The following is a 16102-nucleotide window of genomic DNA, read 5'->3' on the forward strand; positions in this document are numbered from 1 at the left end:
GTAGTGAATATAAGAGAATGAGGGAACGAGGAAGACACATAAAAACCTCACAAAGTTGACTGTGAAATACTTTCTTTACAAACACAATTGAATAAGACAAAGTATTTTAGTGTAAATATTCTTTTGTTTTAAATAATTGGTAAATGTATCTTTATGAAAACTAAGAGAATGAGGGAAAAGAACCTATATATAATAGCAGGTTGTAATGGAGCAGGAAAAACAACTGCTTCTTTTACCATTTTACCAAAGATTTTAGACTGTAAAGAGTTTGTAAATGCTGATGAAATAGCTAAAGGCTTATCTCCATTTCAGCCAGAAAAAGTAGCGTTTGAAGCAGGAAGAATTATGCTTAATAGAATTAACGAGCTCTTTAAGGATAACGAAGATTTTTCATTTGAGACAACTCTAGCAACCAAAAGCTATAAACAGAAGATTTTATATGCAAAAGAAAACGGATATAATGTAACACTATTATTTTTTTGGCTTAAGGATTTTCAATTAGCGAAAGAAAGGGTAAAAGAAAGGGTTAAGGAAGGTGGACATAATATCCCAGTAGATGTGATTGAACGTCGTTACATAAATGGAATTATAAATCTTTTTGATATTTATTTAGATATAGTGGATGAATGTCTTATATTTGATAATTCAGAAGGGAATCATTTGCTAATCGCAGAAAAACATATTAGAGAATTGATATCTATTCACAATCCTGATAAGTTTAATGCATTAAAACAATATTATGACAGCAGAAGAAAGAGCTAAAAGAAAAGAAAAGATCATAAAAGGATTAGAACTTGCTTATGAGAATATGATCGCTTTTAAGAAAGAAAAAAAGAGTAAAATAGTTGTAATACGAGATGGGAAAATCGTCAAGTTAAACCCTTAGTATTTGATTGAATATAATAGATGAAGGCTATCTGATTACTCGGATAGCCTTTTTAGTTTACAGTAATCGTTTTACGTAAATCTATATTCAGGACAAATGCAATAAAAAACCTTACCTATAATCTAAAAAGAAAACAAAAAAGCCGAATATTTAACGATACCTGTCTTTTTACATATTGTACTAAGTTACCCTATCCGAACTTAGCGTTTAAGAACTCTTCTCTTTCTAAACCTAAACAATCTGCAAAATACTTAGCAATCATTTCTCTAAGCTCCTGTTCATTCATTGTATCAGGATCTCTTCTACTCTTAAAATAGTTTTTCTCAACCATTAGTTTGACCAACTCACCTACCGTCTCTACTTTAAACTCTTCTCCATTCTCAAATATAATTCCTCTTAAAAAATATAATACCACAATACCTAATGTCACAAGAAGAAATTGTTGAAAAAAAGCAAAAATGACTAAAACAAAAAAGAACAACCACAACATTAAAACTTTGTATTCCTTGGGTTTAAATACCTTTAATTTAAAACCTAAATCTTCTTCTACTCTTTTGATATTCTCAATGCGATTCTGCTTAGGAAATAATTCTTCTAATCGAGTATTCGGTTTTATATCAGACTCGTTTGTATACTTGTGAAGAATTGTTCTTAGTTTATAAAAAGCTTGTTGAGAAGTACAGTCTTCTTTTTTCTCTTGCTTAAAATAGCTAACTATTAAATCTAACATCTCAGCCACATTCCTTACTTCCGCAAGTTTCTGAGGATCTAAAGACAAGTTATATTCATTCACAAAGTTTTCAATGGCATAGTCTAAATCCTCATATTGGTATCCTTTAAACACAAAAGGTTCTTTCACTTCCTCCATAACCAATTTATTTTTACACAACTAAAATACTACTTATTCTCTTTTCCTAAACATAGAATCAAAAAAAGGATACTACCTCTCTGTAATATCCTTTCTAAATTATTCTAAGGAACAAGGAGGTGGACTCACCACTTGCACCCTGTCATTATTCTTGATAATCTCTTTTCCAAAATCAGAAATAGTCTGGATAAGAGGAAGCAATGTTCTTCCAAAATCAGACAATTCATACTCCACTCTTAGAGGAGGCTTACTAGTATACACTGTTCTTATCACAATACCGTCTGATTCTAATTCTTTAAGTTGCAAACTCAAAGTACGCTCTGTGATATTGACCAAATCTTTTCTAAGCTCACTATATCTCTTTTTTTCGGCAAGGTACTTTATAATTGCAGCTTTCCATTTACCTCCTATAAACCTCATCGTCACACTCGTACTACAAGGATAATCTTTATCATCTATACTATACATCAGTTACTATACTTTTTGACCGTTATTGCAAATATAAATCACTATACTTAAGTTTGCAACTATAAAAATGATAGTTTAATTTAATATTAGAAAAATGAGCTTTTTAGAAATTGCTAAGAGTAGATACACAACTAAAAAATATGATTCTACTAAAAAAATAAGTGGTGACAAAATAGAACAATTAAAAGATATACTACAACTAAGTCCTTCATCGATTAATAGCCAACCATGGAAATTTACTATTGTTGAAAGCACAGAAGTAAAAAATCTATTAGCAAGTAACTCAGCTTTTAATCAAACAAAGATAGAAGATGCTAGTCACCTAATTGTGTTCAATGTACTAAGTACAAAAGAATACTTTGAGAAATTGCGTTTAGAAAATGCGGCTGAAGGTTCTAAAATATATTACAATAATTTTCTAAAACCTAGATCGGAAGAAGAGGTTACAGCTTGGTTAAAAAATCAAGTATATATTTCATTAGGATTCTTCTTAGCAGCTTGTGGTACAATGGAAATTGATGCAACACCAATGGAGGGTATTAATACCCTAGAGTTTGATAAGATTATCAATGAAGATGGAGTTTACAAAAGTGTTTTTGCTGTAGCAATAGGATACAGAAATTCTGAAGATACTAACCAACCATCTGTAACTCCTAAAAATCGCCTAGATAAAGAAACTACAATAGAAGTTAGATAATTAAACTACAACTCATGTTACTTCTAACAACAAAAAAGCCAAGAAATCTTATCCTTGGCTTTTTTGTTTTACACAATTGTCTTCTAAAACTCAATTCAGAATTCACATCACACACCTCTTTAACACCCTTTTAAAGGATGTTTTAAAACACTTTACACACTCACCGAATATTTACTCATTCAAATAAAAACAAACTCTTAAAACAGCTTATTTTGAATTGCACAAAAAAACTCACTAAGAAATATTACTTTTCATCGCTCGCTGAAGTACCCTCTGAATGATTGTGATTCTCAAACAATGATTTTAAATTAAGATCGACAATCGGACGATAAGGACCTAATACATTAAAAAATGTATTGTCAACTTCTTGAACAACCACTAACGCTTTTTGTAAAAGTTCCACTCCACTGGGAGTCAAAGTAATCACTTTTGCACGCGTATCCACAGGGTGATCTTTACGCTTAATTACCTTCTTCTCTTCGAGGGTTCGAAGTACTTTTGACACCATCATACGATCCGTATTACTGTGATTAGCAATATCTATTTGTGTAACACTATTACCCTCTTTTGACAACCACCCCAAAGCAGACATCAAAACAAACTGAGTATGCGTAATGTCTATTTTATCCAATTCTCTTTTCATAGTACGTTGCCATAACATCGTTACTTGCCACAATAAATATCCTGAACTTTCTTCAGGAGTATTAAACGGGAAGCTTACTTGATCACTCATATTACTTTAATCATTAATAATTATTACATTTTTTTACAAAACATAAAAGCACTTAAAACACTAAACAGATTCTTTATCTCTATCTGATTTTTGTCTTAAGTGATGCGTCCAATGCATCGGTATTAATCTAAACCACTCGCTAGCGTTTAAATAATCAAAGCCGGGATGTGGTGTTTTTCCACCCAAATCATCTTTTAATAATTCCTTCCAAACACACATCATCTCATCAACCTTCTGTAATCCTAATTCGACTTCTTTTTTACTAAGTGGAGCAATAGGAGTACAATCATCCGACGCAGGTACTTTTATCTTCACAGGAGGAAATTTACCTAATATAGTATAGACCATAAATCCCTTAAAATTCTTTCTCTTATCACAGTTACTTCTTGTCTTCACACAACACTCAATTTGCTTGCCATGAAAATACAATGTAGAATTAATTAGATGTAAATAAATCTGCCCTAAAGACCAATGATCTACTGATCCATTTTTAGAAATTTCCCCTTCAGAATATGTTTCTAATGCTTTTTTCCATACTTTTGAAACCTTCTCATAGTCCCTAAAACTCTTCTCTATACTACTCATCACTTAAATATTGTTGTTACAAATATAGTAATCACAACAACAATATCAAACACAAAAACAAACAAAACAAAATAATAAATTATTAATTATTAATATTCAGATACTTATAACAATTATCTAAAGTTTTAAATCATATTACTTTAAATACCTATTTATTCAAACAAAAAATATTTTCACTTTAAAAATAGCATTTTTAACAAGTAAAAATGACATTAAAATATCTCATAAAAAGACTGCCATTTTGACAAAAACCCTTTTCCTTAAAAACAAGACATTTGCCACTCCCCTAAAACGCATCAAGCTTCACTTGAGCCAAACAATACTTAAAGTAATACTTTATATAATCAACGTAAATCAATAAACCAAATCACTCACTCCCCTTCTTAAATAGAGTACAAAACACCTCCTTATCTAACACAAAAAAGCATTGGTATAAGAACACAAAAACACCTTCTTTTTCACAAAACTACCAGACACAATCTCCACTCTTCTCTTATATATATGTATCAAAAAAAAACATACTTTCCCTCCTTCTTTATTGCTTATCGCTAAAGCTCATCAAATAAAAAGAACTACGATTAGTACACAACAGATCTAGCAACGAAATAGTACTTTTTACCACAATAAAAGAAAATAACAATCTTTAGAAAAGCAAGTCAAATCAACCGAATTACCATCACATAAAATTAATACCTCAAAGAAACTACCTGACTAAAAAGCTTAAACTCACCTTAACTAGCCACCTTATACAATAAAAAAACATCCAATACATCAAATAGAATAGTTATAATTTACACAACAAAACAAATTATATATATTCTATTTTACACAAACACTAAAGGGGCAACACAAATCATCAATAACAATTTCAACAGAATAATTTATTGATAAAAACAGCACCGACATAAAACAAGATGTCTTTATTACACTAAAAAACAAAACAACAAGGCATATAAAATAAGACTCACTTATATTGTAAAAAAGACTCATAGTATAAACAACATATAAAGACCTAAACAAGAAAATATAAAATGACAAAAAACAACAATTCTCAACTTAGTAAAATGAATAGACCTCTCCTAATTGATAAAGTAAACAGAGATGAAAAAGGAATTATACTACAACTATAATTTTGCTAAATAGAAGTACAAAAAAGTGTAAAGCACCTCTAGCTACTCTACCAAAAAAGGGTTATTTAAAACATAAAGGAGACGCAAAAAAGGAAGTGTGATTGTATTAAAAAGCCATACTAAGACAGCTATTATAGTATTAAAAGAGGTTCAAAACACCTCATTTTACTTCTCAAAACGATTAACAAAACAGTAAAAAGTATTATAAAGAACACTAAAAGCACCACACCTCACAAGAGTTATTAGGAAGTGTAATAATGAAAATCTTTCATTAGAAGGCTTTAAAATGCTCTAAATACATTAAGAGTAGTCATTCCATAATCAAAACAACACACTTACACAAAACACTGTAAATAAGAAAAATACAGCATACAACTAAATATAAAAAAAGATAACTAACACAAGTAAAGCTAGTTAAAAGAAAGGTTAGTTTGGCGTAGTTTCTAGCCCTTATTAGTACAAAAAAACTTGTTTGAAGCCCAAAATAACAGATGAATTACTAGCATTCCTCCTATCCCTATAAACCAAAAAAACAGGTATACACCTAGGTCAACCATACCACATCGAGAGCCAGAGAGCTCATCTATTGGATATAATTTTGAGACAAATACAGAAGGAAAAACAATCAGAAATAAGAAAAAAACAAGAGCAAATAATGCATATCTCCACCTCTTAATCCCCTTTTTATAGAAGATTAAATACCCTAATATTTGAACTACTAAGACTGAAATAATGGTCACTAATGGATTGAGATAATAAAACATACTGACGAATTTATAGATATCAATGTTTAGGAATTTATCCCAACTATTACTTATACAAAATAAAGAAATATCCACATATAATAGCTAGCTATTTATAGCATTTCTCTTTTCGAAAGCGAAATAAAACAGTATTATTAAGAAGATAAAACACACCTGCTCCACTAAAATACATCACGCAATCTAACCAATCTTCCGTATAACGAGGATTGTGCTGGGGTAAATACCACTCAAAGTAAACACTATAGTATAAAGCCACAAAAAGGATAAGCGATAGAGATAATAGAAGATCTGCCTGCTTCTTTAACTTCCTCAATATGTATTGACAAATACTTAATGCCAACGGTAGAGTCAGAAAATCATTGACATAATTATTAACCCAAGCAGGCAAAACAATATGAGATTTCTGTAAAACATAGATAACAACAGAAATACCAAAGGCTATATAAAAAAGTGTTTTCTTCATACAAGTATAAAAGAGGAACGATTACAAGTTGTAACAGCTCCTCTAATTCTAATTTAAAAAAATAAACAACTTACTATGCTGCTATAAATCCAATAAGATAAGCTATCCCAGCCATAATAGATACCCCTACCACCCATATAGCATTGACTATCATAGCTGGTACTCTGATAAAAGGATTAGGATGCTTGAACATTCTACGAGTAAATTTCTCAAAACTAGTAAGTTCCCTATTTACTTCTTTTTGTATTCTTTCATTGACAACTCTTTGTTGTTCCATTTGACGGCGTAAAACCACATTGATTATCTCTCCACAATTCGTACAATAATCACTATTGACATTCTCTGTTTTACACTTTTGACAAGTGATATAATGCTTACTCATTTCAGTTTGTTTTATCAATAAACGTTCCTATGTTATAAAAACAGGACAAAGTTCAAACAAACTAAAGGCTTAAAAAAGAACATTTACTACCCAAAACTGTTCTTATTCACTCCTATTGTATATTATAATCAAACTCTCTTTCGATATTCTCGAGGAGAATAACCTACTTTTCGTTTAAAAAACTTGCCAAAGAATGAAGTAGTATTAAAGTGAAGTGATTCTGCTATTTCTGATATACTCAATGTCGAGTTAGCTAAAAGTAACTGTGCCTCAACTATTACAGCATCATCTATTAACTCACCAATAGTCTTAGCTGTAATCTCCTTTATCACTTTGGCTAAATAACTCTCAGAGACACAAAGCCTATCAGCATAAAAGCGAACCAATTTCTCTGATTTAAAATGAAGCTGAAGAAGCTCTAAGAACTGAATAGTCAGGCTTTCCTTACGAGACAAATTACTCTTCAACTCCTTATAATTATAATGACTTGCATCTACTAATTCCAATAAAAACAAAGCAAATAAATGCTTAATAGCTTCTTTTTGATTAGCAGACTTCCCTTTTTGGATATTCTTATGATTGAGTAAAGTACACAGACTTAATAAAGAAGTTTGTTGCTCTTGATTCAGCACTAATTTAGTCACTGTATTGGGGGTCAATAAGACGAAAGTACTCTTCTCATTTTGGGTATGTGTATTCTCTATCGCAAAAGCCCGATCAAAACTAATAGCAATAAAGTTAATGTCTTGACTAAATTCCTTAAACAGAATAACCATCTGTGGAGGAATAATCGTTATAGTGCCAGGTTCTAATCGATACTCTATCAGATTTACCTGTACGGTGATCATTCCTTGAGTCACAAAGAGCAAAGTATAATTCTCATTGCGATAAGGATGTTTTAAAGGATTATCTGTAAAAGAAGTCTGTACATCTACATAGATACCACTATCCTGATACTCCTGATCTAATAATCGGAGGATATCTTTTATGGTATAGTCGTGTATCTGATCAGCATTACTCATCTTTTTTATTTACAAAAATAGAGAAATCCTACTTGATATACGCTCTATTATCCCATTAGAAGCCATCTACTTTTACTAAGTCTATTACTATTTTTAGCCCAGTTAGCAACTTATACTCCATCTTCACAAATCCATATTGTTCAGAAAAATAAGACACTAACTCTGTTTCCCCTAAAGTAGACTTAGCTGTAGAAACCACCTTAAGACAAGACAAATCTCCTAAAGCTGTAGAAACCATCTCTTGTTTTTCTATCCTGTAAGTATAGTCTAACAAGAGCTTTCCTTTCCATTCTCCCCACACTGGATTAGACCAAGAATCACCTATAATCATCTGATCTGACCAAGTATAACCTACAGACTTACCTAAGTGAACATAAGGAAATGGAGCTGTCTCTAATGCTTTAAAGAAATGGGAACGTATTGGGTGTAACCATACATTCTGTTCATTCTCTACCAATCCTGTTGAAGATCTAAAATCAGTCATAGGTTCAAAGCTATATCTTATTTCAGTCTGTCTTTTATTCGTTCTTTTACCCTTTTCAGGAGCTATAACCTCCATTTTAAACTGATCAGGCAGTGCCTCATCTTTAACAGAAGTCAAGTTCTCTGCATCCTTTGCATCTATAAATAAACTATCTCCTTCCTTGTTTTGAATCTTATAAGAATAATAAAAAGTACGTCCCACCTTATAGATAGTATTGTCTACATCTACATCCTTTTTTTCTATATATACTTTGTCGTAACTCTGAGCCATACTATTGCCAGACGCCACCAACACAAATAAAACTAAAAAACAATATCTCACCATAATTACTATCAATTACAAAAAACTAAAGATAAGTATTTCAACACAATATCCCATAAAAAAAGCTACCCTTATCGAGTAGCTTTAGTCTATTTATATGCTCTTACTTAGAGAAATACGTATTTGGATATAACTTTTGAAATGCGTTATTCACCGCCTGATGGATCACTGTTGAGTGTATTTCTTGAGATAGATAATCGAAGTGAGACTTGATATTCTTGTTCTTTTGAAGTGTCTTATATAGTTGTTCCCCATACTCATACATCTTCACATCCTCTTCCTTATTAGGCACCCCTACATATACATTCACAGGTTGTTTTATCTTCTCTATCAGACACGTATGTGTCTTGTCTAATAGTTTCTCATCACCCCACCATAGACTAGGACTGATAATGATATAGTTTGTAAATAGATAAGGATGATATTCTAATACATACGTAGAATACAACCCCGCTAGCGACTCTCCTATCACAGTACGAGTACTACTTCCTTTATAATTCTTCTCTATATATGGAATCAATTCAGACTCTAAAAATGCCGTATAAGCCTCTGCTCTACCATACTCTGGAAACATATCTTTACTAAAGCCTGCTTTCTCCACGAAGTTTAAATTATCTACTGCGAAAGTCATATCCTTTCTACGGTTGATCGTCTCTATCCCTACGATAATAGAATTAGGAAAACGCGCTATCCAAGGTAATGAATTAAAACGCACTAACCCTGCCAGATGTATAAAGTCCTCTTCCACCCCTCCATCTAAGATATATACGACAGGATACTTAATAGTATCATTCGCATTATAATCTGGTGGCAAAACGATATTAATCGTTCTATCCTCACTTAGGATAGTAGAATGTAGTTGATCTGTTGTTCCGAATGTAAGAGGTTTACTATTCGTTTGGCTAATACCAGATACGCCTAGTAGTAACATACCCGTTACTAATAATGCTTTTATATTTATCATGTTTGGTTAGTTAATTTGTTGGCTTCAAAGATAAATAAATCATTGAGCTACAAAAGTTTTTTTATACCAAAACACCCTTAAACAGTATAGTATTAACAAGATAAAATGAAGATTATTTATCTTTTTGTATTATTAGAACATCTATTAGTATAATTAAGACAATTACTAAATTTATAATCTCTATGTAAAAGCTTTAATAAAGTATTTCTTCCCAAAAAAAACGTGTATTAACACCAAATTCATTTTCTATTAAAGATAAAAAAGACTCTTCCTTACCACTTTCTTTAACATATACAGAAGTACCTAACCCTTGAATAAAACTATCAAATGAAGGGGCTACTATAACTTTATCATCAAAAGATATTTCAGAAGAGACAACATAAACAACTCCCTCTTTTAAAGATAGAAGTATAGTATAAGGATCTCCCAAACCAACAACCATAGCATCTATACTTAAACAATCTTGATACCAATAGTTATCTTTATTATTGAGGTTTATTAACCTATTAATATAATTTCCTCCACTACCAAATTGTATATTAGCCAAGGTTAAGTTTCCTAAATTATATCTCATTATAAAATCTTCAAATTCTTCTGGCAAAATAGCAATATTTAAGTACTCTTTTAACCTTAAAACTTCTTCTTTACTTCCTTTATAAGGTATTAATAATAGTTCTGAGATAATATCTTTATCAACATCAGCAAATTTCTTTTCGAGAAAGACACTTACTTCTTCTATTTCAAACAATTTCATATTACAAACAATTTACCTTACATCCTCTGCACAGCGATAAAAACTATCCTCCTCAGTTATAGATCGATAATAAAATGTCCCAATATCTAATCCTGTATCTTTAAACAATACATTAATATCTACCTCCGCTTCTCCTCTGTAGAACGCTTCAGAACTTACATATCCTAGTGTCGCAGTATTCAGATTAAGAACAATCAAATCCTCGTGAAGACCTGTACCTATAATATAGTACCCTTGCTTATAGATGTCTCTATTGTGTTTTTTGAAGTTCACTTTATGTAAATGAAATACCTGATCAAAAGTGTTGATACCAAAACGCCACCCTGAACGATATGAATGACTAATAAAAAAAGCCCCTATCTCCTCACCGAAGTTCTTGATAAAATTACCTTCCGCTGTCTTTGTTAACGGCCATTTGATTAGTTCATGCTCTTTGCTTAACAGCTCAACTGCCTGATCAAAAAGAACAACATTCACTTTACTTTCTTTTTCCATAATATCTATTCACATTATCTTCTAATGACAAAATTAGCTTTTTATCAATACAATACATCCATCTCAACTCTTATTTATAGTATAAAAACAATATTGCGCTCGCTGGAGACCATAGAATCAACCTAAATATCTAGTAAATATATTTAAATCAGTTATTCTCAATTTGTACACTCTTTTATTATCTTATATTTACACGCCAAAAACAACACAACACTTAAGTAATGAAACACCTTTTTTTAATAGCATCACTATGCTGTTATACATCCTTGTTTGCACAGTCAAATGACACTTTAAGCAACCAAAAAATAAATGAAGTAGTGATCACCACTACCCAACAACAAAAAGGTTTTTCATCTAAAATGCCCCTCACTTATATTGAGAACCCTCAGTCTTATGACATTATCAAATATCAGACAGCTAAAGACCAAGTAGCGACTAACATAAAAGACGTATTACAGAATGCTACAGGACTAGTGCGAGTATGGGAATCAACAGGTGTAGGAGTCACTGGAGGAGAATATTATACGATGAGAGGGTTTGCATTCCAGCCTAACTTACTTAATGGTATGCCTAGCTTTACTAATAACACATTAGACATTGCTAATATTGAACAAGTCGAAGTAGTCAAAGGTCCGAACGGAACACTTTATGGAGGTAATGTGGTCTCTTATGGTGGATTAATCAATGTAATAACCAAAAAACCTTACGAACAATTAGGGGGTGAAGTCAACTATATTGGTGGGTCAAATAATCTTAATCGAGTAGCACTAGACATCAATACCCCTATTAATAAAAAGCTTTTTATACGTTTAAACACAGCATATCACAAACAACATGCTTTTCAAGATGCTGGCTATAAAGAGTCTTTCTTTGTAGCCCCATCTGTCCAATACAATATTAATGAAAAACTAAAACTATACGTTGACTTTCAGTACAAGGCTAATGAAGGAGCTAATACCCCGATGTTTTTTATATCTAGATATATGCCTGTAAGTTTTGAATCATTAGACCTATTTGAGGCTAATTACAAAAAAGCATACACTAGTAACGAATTAACCTTAAAAAATCCAACATTTACAGCACAAGCCAAATTAGAATATAAAATCAATAACAACTGGACATCCAATACCATTATCAATAAAAACAACGCACAGAGTAAGGGATATGACCTACTATTTGAAGACATTGGTACCACAGATGAGTTCGCTCGTTATGTCTCTAAAATAGACTCAAAAACCAATATATTTAGTATCCAACAGAATATAACAGGTAAGTATAATATTGGTTCATTAGACAACACTATATTATTCGGATTAGACTATTTATCTAAAGAATTTTCTAGTATAGATGGTGATTATATAGAGCACGGTATCATCTCCTTAATCAATCAGTCTGACACAGGAGATTTATCGAAAACAGCTATTGACAATGCTCTATCAACGAGTAATTATATACATAACAAAGCGAAGACGCAGACCTTCAGTTCTTATGTATCTAATGTAACTAATATTCTTCCTAACTTCTCATTCATGGCAAGCTTAAGATTTGACTATCTAGAAGGAAGTACTTCAACAGTAAACGATCAAAAGACGAGTCAGACTACCCTCTCTCCTAAATTTGGATTAGTCTATCAACCTATCCAAAATAAACTAGCACTTTTTGCTAACTATCTAAATGGTTTCGTATTCCTAGATCCTGCTATTATCTCTGATCCAGACGGAACCAATAAAACCATTCAACCTTTTGATCCAGAACAAGCAAACCAATTCGAGATAGGTGCAAAAACAAATCTATTAGGTGATAAATTATCTGCAACGATAAGCTACTACCACATAAAAGTGACCAATAAACTAATGACAGACCTAAACTCTTTAAACAGTTTTACACAAGGCGGGAAAGTCAAAAGTGAAGGAATAGAACTTAGTTTGACAGGAACACCTCTTCCAGGATGGGATATTATCACAGGATTTAGTCATAACTATAATGTAGTAACCAAATCCTTACCTGCTGATGGCAACCTTGGTTTCAGACCAGAAGAAGCAGGACCTGCTAATCTATTCCACCTATGGACCAACTATAAATTACAATCAGGCATATTCAAAAACCTAAGCTTTGGAATAGGAGTAAACTCAGTAAGCGAACAAAAAACAATCAACCGCTCTACCCTAGGAGTATTCACGTTACCAGGTTACACGATCTACAATACAGCCATCGGTTATGATTGGAAAAAATTCAATGCAATATTAAAAATAGACAATCTTACAAACAAAAAACATTTCACAGGCAACTCCACAGTTAACCCTCAAGGTCTAAGAACTGTATCATTATCTCTAAACTATAAAATATTTTAAGAGACTCCTTGTGTTAGCGCAGATTTGTAACTTGTATGGACGCAGATTTGTCATCTGTGCAATGTACATAACCGTTGTGTGCCAACAGAACGTGAGACGCAAAATATTGACGTCTCTACTGCGTTGATGCGGATTTGAAATCCGTGCCATGTACATAACATTGTGTGCCAACAGAATGTGACACGCAAAATATTGACGTCTCTACTGCGTTGGCGCGGATTTGCAATCCGCGCCATATACATAACCGTTGTGTGCCAACAGAATGTGACACGCAAAATATTGACGTCTCTACTACGTTGGCGCGGATTTGCAATCCGTGCCATGTACATAACGTTGTGTGCCAACAGAATGTGACACGCAAAATATTGACGTCTCTACTGCGTTGGCGCAGATTTGTAATCTGTGCCGTGTATACCCCATGCCGAAGGCAAACAATTCTTAATTCCTAATTTTAAATTCTTAATTAATACGCCATACCTATTTTATCATCATCGTCAACGTCCCAAAAAAATTACTCCCGTTATGTGCTAGTATAGGAAACAGCACACTTCTACTCTTGATAACTATCCATCCATAAACATACCCTGCAAAAGCAGTCTGTACAAAATAAACTGTATCAAAAGACACTACATACTCTTTTGAAAGTGCAAAAGCATGAACAAAACCAAACAATACAGCTATAATCAAGTTACTCAGATTCCCTATATACCTCACCTTCATTCTTAAAGAAGACAATAATAACCCCATCAAGATCCCTCTAAACATAATCTCTTCATCTATGCCAGGCATCGTAAGTTGAAAGGCTAAAGTCTCTATATTCCACTCTCCTCCACTACCAGCAAACCACCAAGCTACTACAGCTAATAAGATAATACCTACAGTCACTAGCCAAACTCCCTTTTGACTACCAGGTGCTTGCTTCAGCCTAAAGAAATTGTGTTCTTTAAAGTAAGAGCGAAAAGCAAAATAACAAATCACTCCCCATATAGTACCATAGACCTTCCCACTCCAATTCCAACTGCCATTGATAATACGAAAGCTCTCAGAGACCTGTCCTAACATCAATGCACAACTATAAAGCACAAATACAAAACAAAAGATCCCAATGCGCATAAAATCTTTTTTGCTCCTATCTTTCATAAACAAGATCATAAAAGGAAGTAATACCCCTACTTGCATTAGTGCTTCAAGTATAACTATGGTCATGGTCATTAATTTAGTTCTTCTAAAATAACATATTCGTATAAAATAACAAAGCCCCAAGTGATTGAGGCTTTTTTTGTTATTCATTATTTTTTAAATGTAATTCTTCTCTTGTCTACAATCCCAAATAGTAACGATAAAAACCGTACACGCTTCTATAAAATAGATTATTTTATAAATATTTCTAACCAAGATATATCTATAATTTACTGAGCCATCAGCTAATGTTAGTTCTAAAGTTCCCATTTCAGGAAACTAACTTAATGCATTAGTAGCTGACTTAAAATCTTGTATTATTTTATCTCCAGCCTTTTGACTCTTAAACTTATAATAAGAATGAATTTCCTTTACTCTTGTTATTGCTATTTTTGACCAAATTACCTCTACCATTTATCCATTTCTTCAAAGAAGTCCTTTTGTTTAATACCATAACCACTCCTAACTTCTTCTACACCTAACAGAACCTCTTTTCTTAGTTCCTCCACAGACATTACAGCAGGTAATTGCTCATCATGCCTCAGTATCTCCCTTATTTTTCTAATAAGAGAAATATCTTTTACTTGTAAAAGAGAGTTTATCAACTCTTCTCTTTCTGACTGTAATGTGCTATTAACCATATCTTTCATTTTTAATAAAACAATCTCATAATCATCACCTTATACAAAAATACACTTAATAATAATTCTAACTATAAATTTTAATACTTTTTAATTCTAAAATTTTAATCTATTCCTCTCTAAATCAAAATACTTAATAAACCAAAAGCCTCAATCACTTGAGGCTTTCGTTTATTTCTTCATTAATTCATTTACAGTCTCTTCTATAGAATATTCAAAATACTCTCCTTGCTTATTCTTATTACGCATAAAGAGTTTATAAGAATACTTAGCACAGTTTAGCTTCAAAAAAGAGTAATAATACTCATCTAAATACCACGTAAACTGCTGTTCAAAAGTAACTTCTTCTGTCTCTTCAGAAACATCAAATACCTTGAGAATAGTCACTATCTCAGTTATCTCTTCTCTGCTAATATCCTTTACTACTAAAGGATCAGGTAATGCTATTCTAAAGGCTAACACTTCTGCCCCTTCTCCTTCCCAATACTCCCATAAATCATACCTAGACATATCTTTCCCAGTCAGCTGATGTAACTCACCCTCTACTCTTTTATACTCAATAAAGTCTTCATCTCCATACTCATCACAGAAGTCAGTATATCCTGATACAGCTTTTAGCACTATAGGATAACGCTCTTCTGCTACCTTCATTTGAGGAGCTATTTCACTTCTTAGACTCATATCATTCGTTTTATACTGATAATCAAAATATTGACGTCTCTACTACGTTGGCGCAGATTTGCAATCCGTGCCATGTATATCCACACAGAATATCACGTCACAGCAACCACAATATCTACGTTGGCGCAGATTTGAAATCCGTGCCATGTACATAACATTGTGTGCCAACAGAATGTGACTCACAAAATATTGACGTCTCTACTATGTTGGCGCGGATTTGCAATCTGTGCCGTG

Annotated in this window: 18 protein-coding genes; 4 read left to right on the forward strand and 14 right to left on the reverse strand. The window is 32.4% G+C overall.

The features are described from left to right. Positions 1 to 168 precede the first annotated feature (168 nt). Together MPR_RS11345 and MPR_RS18760 are read left to right on the forward strand one after the other, a co-directional pair. Entirely contained in the window at positions 169 to 762 is a 594-nt protein-coding gene (locus tag MPR_RS11345; RefSeq protein WP_041895445.1) for an ATPase, read from the forward strand. Next, the gene (locus MPR_RS18760) at positions 740 to 886 is read left to right on the forward strand and encodes a hypothetical protein (RefSeq protein WP_006258234.1); all 147 of its coding nucleotides are present in this window, start codon (positions 740 to 742) and stop codon (positions 884 to 886) included. Before MPR_RS11345 ends, MPR_RS18760 begins: the two co-directional genes overlap by 23 nt. Before the next feature lie 190 nt (positions 887 to 1076). On the opposite strand, the gene MPR_RS11350 is transcribed toward MPR_RS18760, so the two are convergent. Both MPR_RS11350 and MPR_RS11355 read right to left on the reverse strand, forming a co-directional pair. After that, a complete protein-coding gene (locus MPR_RS11350) occupies positions 1077 to 1754 on the reverse strand; it encodes a hypothetical protein (protein WP_041892687.1) in 678 nt (225 codons plus the stop codon). Positions 1755 to 1853: 99 nt separating this feature from the next. Then, positions 1854 to 2222 carry a winged helix-turn-helix transcriptional regulator gene (locus MPR_RS11355; protein ID WP_041892689.1) on the reverse strand — a complete coding sequence of 123 codons (369 nt, stop codon included), beginning with the start codon at positions 2220 to 2222 and terminating at the stop codon, positions 1854 to 1856. A gap of 94 nt (positions 2223 to 2316) precedes the next feature. Here MPR_RS11355 and MPR_RS11360 point away from each other — a divergent pair, with 94 nt between their 5' ends. Continuing rightward, positions 2317 to 2919 (forward strand): nitroreductase family protein, encoded by a 603-nt coding sequence (locus MPR_RS11360; protein WP_041892691.1) that lies wholly within the window; start codon positions 2317 to 2319, stop codon positions 2917 to 2919. Positions 2920 to 3163: 244 nt separating this feature from the next. On the opposite strand, the gene MPR_RS11365 is transcribed toward MPR_RS11360, so the two are convergent. The 9 genes from MPR_RS11365 to MPR_RS11410 form a co-directional block, all read right to left on the reverse strand. Beyond that, on the reverse strand, positions 3164 to 3652 hold the full coding sequence (locus MPR_RS11365; protein WP_041892693.1) for a MarR family winged helix-turn-helix transcriptional regulator: 489 nt from the start codon (positions 3650 to 3652) through the stop codon (positions 3164 to 3166). Between the two features lie 60 nt (positions 3653 to 3712). Next, positions 3713 to 4237, reverse strand: a complete 525-nt coding sequence (locus MPR_RS11370; RefSeq protein ID WP_041892695.1) for a DinB family protein — start codon at positions 4235 to 4237, stop codon at positions 3713 to 3715. Positions 4238 to 6219: 1982 nt separating this feature from the next. Continuing rightward, a complete protein-coding gene (locus tag MPR_RS11380; protein ID WP_041892699.1) occupies positions 6220 to 6594 on the reverse strand; it encodes a hypothetical protein in 375 nt (124 codons plus the stop codon). 73 nt (positions 6595 to 6667) lie between these two features. Beyond that, positions 6668 to 6976, reverse strand: a complete 309-nt coding sequence (locus MPR_RS11385) for a hypothetical protein (protein ID WP_041892702.1) — start codon at positions 6974 to 6976, stop codon at positions 6668 to 6670. Between the two features lie 128 nt (positions 6977 to 7104). Continuing rightward, positions 7105 to 7998, reverse strand: coding sequence for an AraC family transcriptional regulator (locus MPR_RS11390; protein ID WP_041892705.1), 894 nt, complete (start codon positions 7996 to 7998; stop codon positions 7105 to 7107). 55 nt (positions 7999 to 8053) lie between these two features. Continuing rightward, positions 8054 to 8752 (reverse strand): hypothetical protein, encoded by a 699-nt coding sequence (locus tag MPR_RS11395; protein ID WP_235280441.1) that lies wholly within the window; start codon positions 8750 to 8752, stop codon positions 8054 to 8056. A gap of 154 nt (positions 8753 to 8906) precedes the next feature. After that, positions 8907 to 9767, reverse strand: coding sequence for an alpha/beta hydrolase (locus tag MPR_RS11400; RefSeq protein ID WP_041892709.1), 861 nt, complete (start codon positions 9765 to 9767; stop codon positions 8907 to 8909). Between the two features lie 193 nt (positions 9768 to 9960). Beyond that, positions 9961 to 10521 carry an SMI1/KNR4 family protein gene (locus MPR_RS11405; protein ID WP_041892712.1) on the reverse strand — a complete coding sequence of 187 codons (561 nt, stop codon included), beginning with the start codon at positions 10519 to 10521 and terminating at the stop codon, positions 9961 to 9963. Between the two features lie 12 nt (positions 10522 to 10533). Further along, positions 10534 to 11016, reverse strand: coding sequence for a hypothetical protein (locus MPR_RS11410; RefSeq protein ID WP_041892714.1), 483 nt, complete (start codon positions 11014 to 11016; stop codon positions 10534 to 10536). 221 nt (positions 11017 to 11237) lie between these two features. Between MPR_RS11410 and MPR_RS11415 the strand changes: the two genes are divergently transcribed. Beyond that, on the forward strand, positions 11238 to 13367 hold the full coding sequence (locus MPR_RS11415; RefSeq protein WP_041892717.1) for a TonB-dependent siderophore receptor: 2130 nt from the start codon (positions 11238 to 11240) through the stop codon (positions 13365 to 13367). Positions 13368 to 13844: 477 nt separating this feature from the next. Here MPR_RS11415 and MPR_RS11420 read toward each other — a convergent pair whose 3' ends face one another. The 3 genes from MPR_RS11420 to MPR_RS11435 form a co-directional block, all read right to left on the reverse strand. Beyond that, on the reverse strand, positions 13845 to 14573 hold the full coding sequence (locus MPR_RS11420; protein WP_041895448.1) for a CPBP family intramembrane glutamic endopeptidase: 729 nt from the start codon (positions 14571 to 14573) through the stop codon (positions 13845 to 13847). A 380-nt stretch (positions 14574 to 14953) separates the two neighbouring features. Next, positions 14954 to 15187, reverse strand: coding sequence for a hypothetical protein (locus MPR_RS11430; protein WP_041895451.1), 234 nt, complete (start codon positions 15185 to 15187; stop codon positions 14954 to 14956). Between the two features lie 171 nt (positions 15188 to 15358). Continuing rightward, a complete protein-coding gene (locus MPR_RS11435) occupies positions 15359 to 15868 on the reverse strand; it encodes a hypothetical protein (RefSeq protein WP_041892719.1) in 510 nt (169 codons plus the stop codon). Positions 15869 to 16102: the final 234 nt, after the last annotated feature.

Source organism: Myroides profundi (genome assembly GCF_000833025.1).
Taxonomy (GTDB): domain Bacteria; phylum Bacteroidota; class Bacteroidia; order Flavobacteriales; family Flavobacteriaceae; genus Flavobacterium; species Flavobacterium profundi_A.

Excerpts from the sequence above, each read along its gene's own strand:
- MPR_RS11355 (WP_041892689.1), bottom strand. The coding sequence starts at position 2,222 with ATGTATAGTATAGATGATAAAGATTATCCTTGTAGTACGAGTGTGACG.
- MPR_RS11435 (WP_041892719.1), bottom strand. The coding sequence starts at position 15,868 with ATGAGTCTAAGAAGTGAAATAGCTCCTCAAATGAAGGTAGCAGAAGAG.
- MPR_RS11405 (WP_041892712.1), bottom strand. The coding sequence starts at position 10,521 with ATGAAATTGTTTGAAATAGAAGAAGTAAGTGTCTTTCTCGAAAAGAAA.
- MPR_RS11385 (WP_041892702.1), bottom strand. The coding sequence starts at position 6,976 with ATGAGTAAGCATTATATCACTTGTCAAAAGTGTAAAACAGAGAATGTC.
- MPR_RS11360 (WP_041892691.1), top strand. The coding sequence starts at position 2,317 with ATGAGCTTTTTAGAAATTGCTAAGAGTAGATACACAACTAAAAAATAT.
- MPR_RS11345 (WP_041895445.1), top strand. The coding sequence starts at position 169 with ATGAGGGAAAAGAACCTATATATAATAGCAGGTTGTAATGGAGCAGGA.
- MPR_RS11400 (WP_041892709.1), bottom strand. The coding sequence starts at position 9,767 with ATGATAAATATAAAAGCATTATTAGTAACGGGTATGTTACTACTAGGC.
- MPR_RS11390 (WP_041892705.1), bottom strand. The coding sequence starts at position 7,998 with ATGAGTAATGCTGATCAGATACACGACTATACCATAAAAGATATCCTC.
- MPR_RS11430 (WP_041895451.1), bottom strand. The coding sequence starts at position 15,187 with ATGGTTAATAGCACATTACAGTCAGAAAGAGAAGAGTTGATAAACTCT.
- MPR_RS11410 (WP_041892714.1), bottom strand. The coding sequence starts at position 11,016 with ATGGAAAAAGAAAGTAAAGTGAATGTTGTTCTTTTTGATCAGGCAGTT.
- MPR_RS11415 (WP_041892717.1), top strand. The coding sequence starts at position 11,238 with ATGAAACACCTTTTTTTAATAGCATCACTATGCTGTTATACATCCTTG.
- MPR_RS11380 (WP_041892699.1), bottom strand. The coding sequence starts at position 6,594 with ATGAAGAAAACACTTTTTTATATAGCCTTTGGTATTTCTGTTGTTATC.
- MPR_RS11420 (WP_041895448.1), bottom strand. The coding sequence starts at position 14,573 with ATGACCATAGTTATACTTGAAGCACTAATGCAAGTAGGGGTATTACTT.
- MPR_RS11395 (WP_235280441.1), bottom strand. The coding sequence starts at position 8,752 with ATGGCTCAGAGTTACGACAAAGTATATATAGAAAAAAAGGATGTAGAT.
- MPR_RS11370 (WP_041892695.1), bottom strand. The coding sequence starts at position 4,237 with ATGAGTAGTATAGAGAAGAGTTTTAGGGACTATGAGAAGGTTTCAAAA.
- MPR_RS11365 (WP_041892693.1), bottom strand. The coding sequence starts at position 3,652 with ATGAGTGATCAAGTAAGCTTCCCGTTTAATACTCCTGAAGAAAGTTCA.
- MPR_RS11350 (WP_041892687.1), bottom strand. The coding sequence starts at position 1,754 with ATGGAGGAAGTGAAAGAACCTTTTGTGTTTAAAGGATACCAATATGAG.
- MPR_RS18760 (WP_006258234.1), top strand. The coding sequence starts at position 740 with ATGACAGCAGAAGAAAGAGCTAAAAGAAAAGAAAAGATCATAAAAGGA.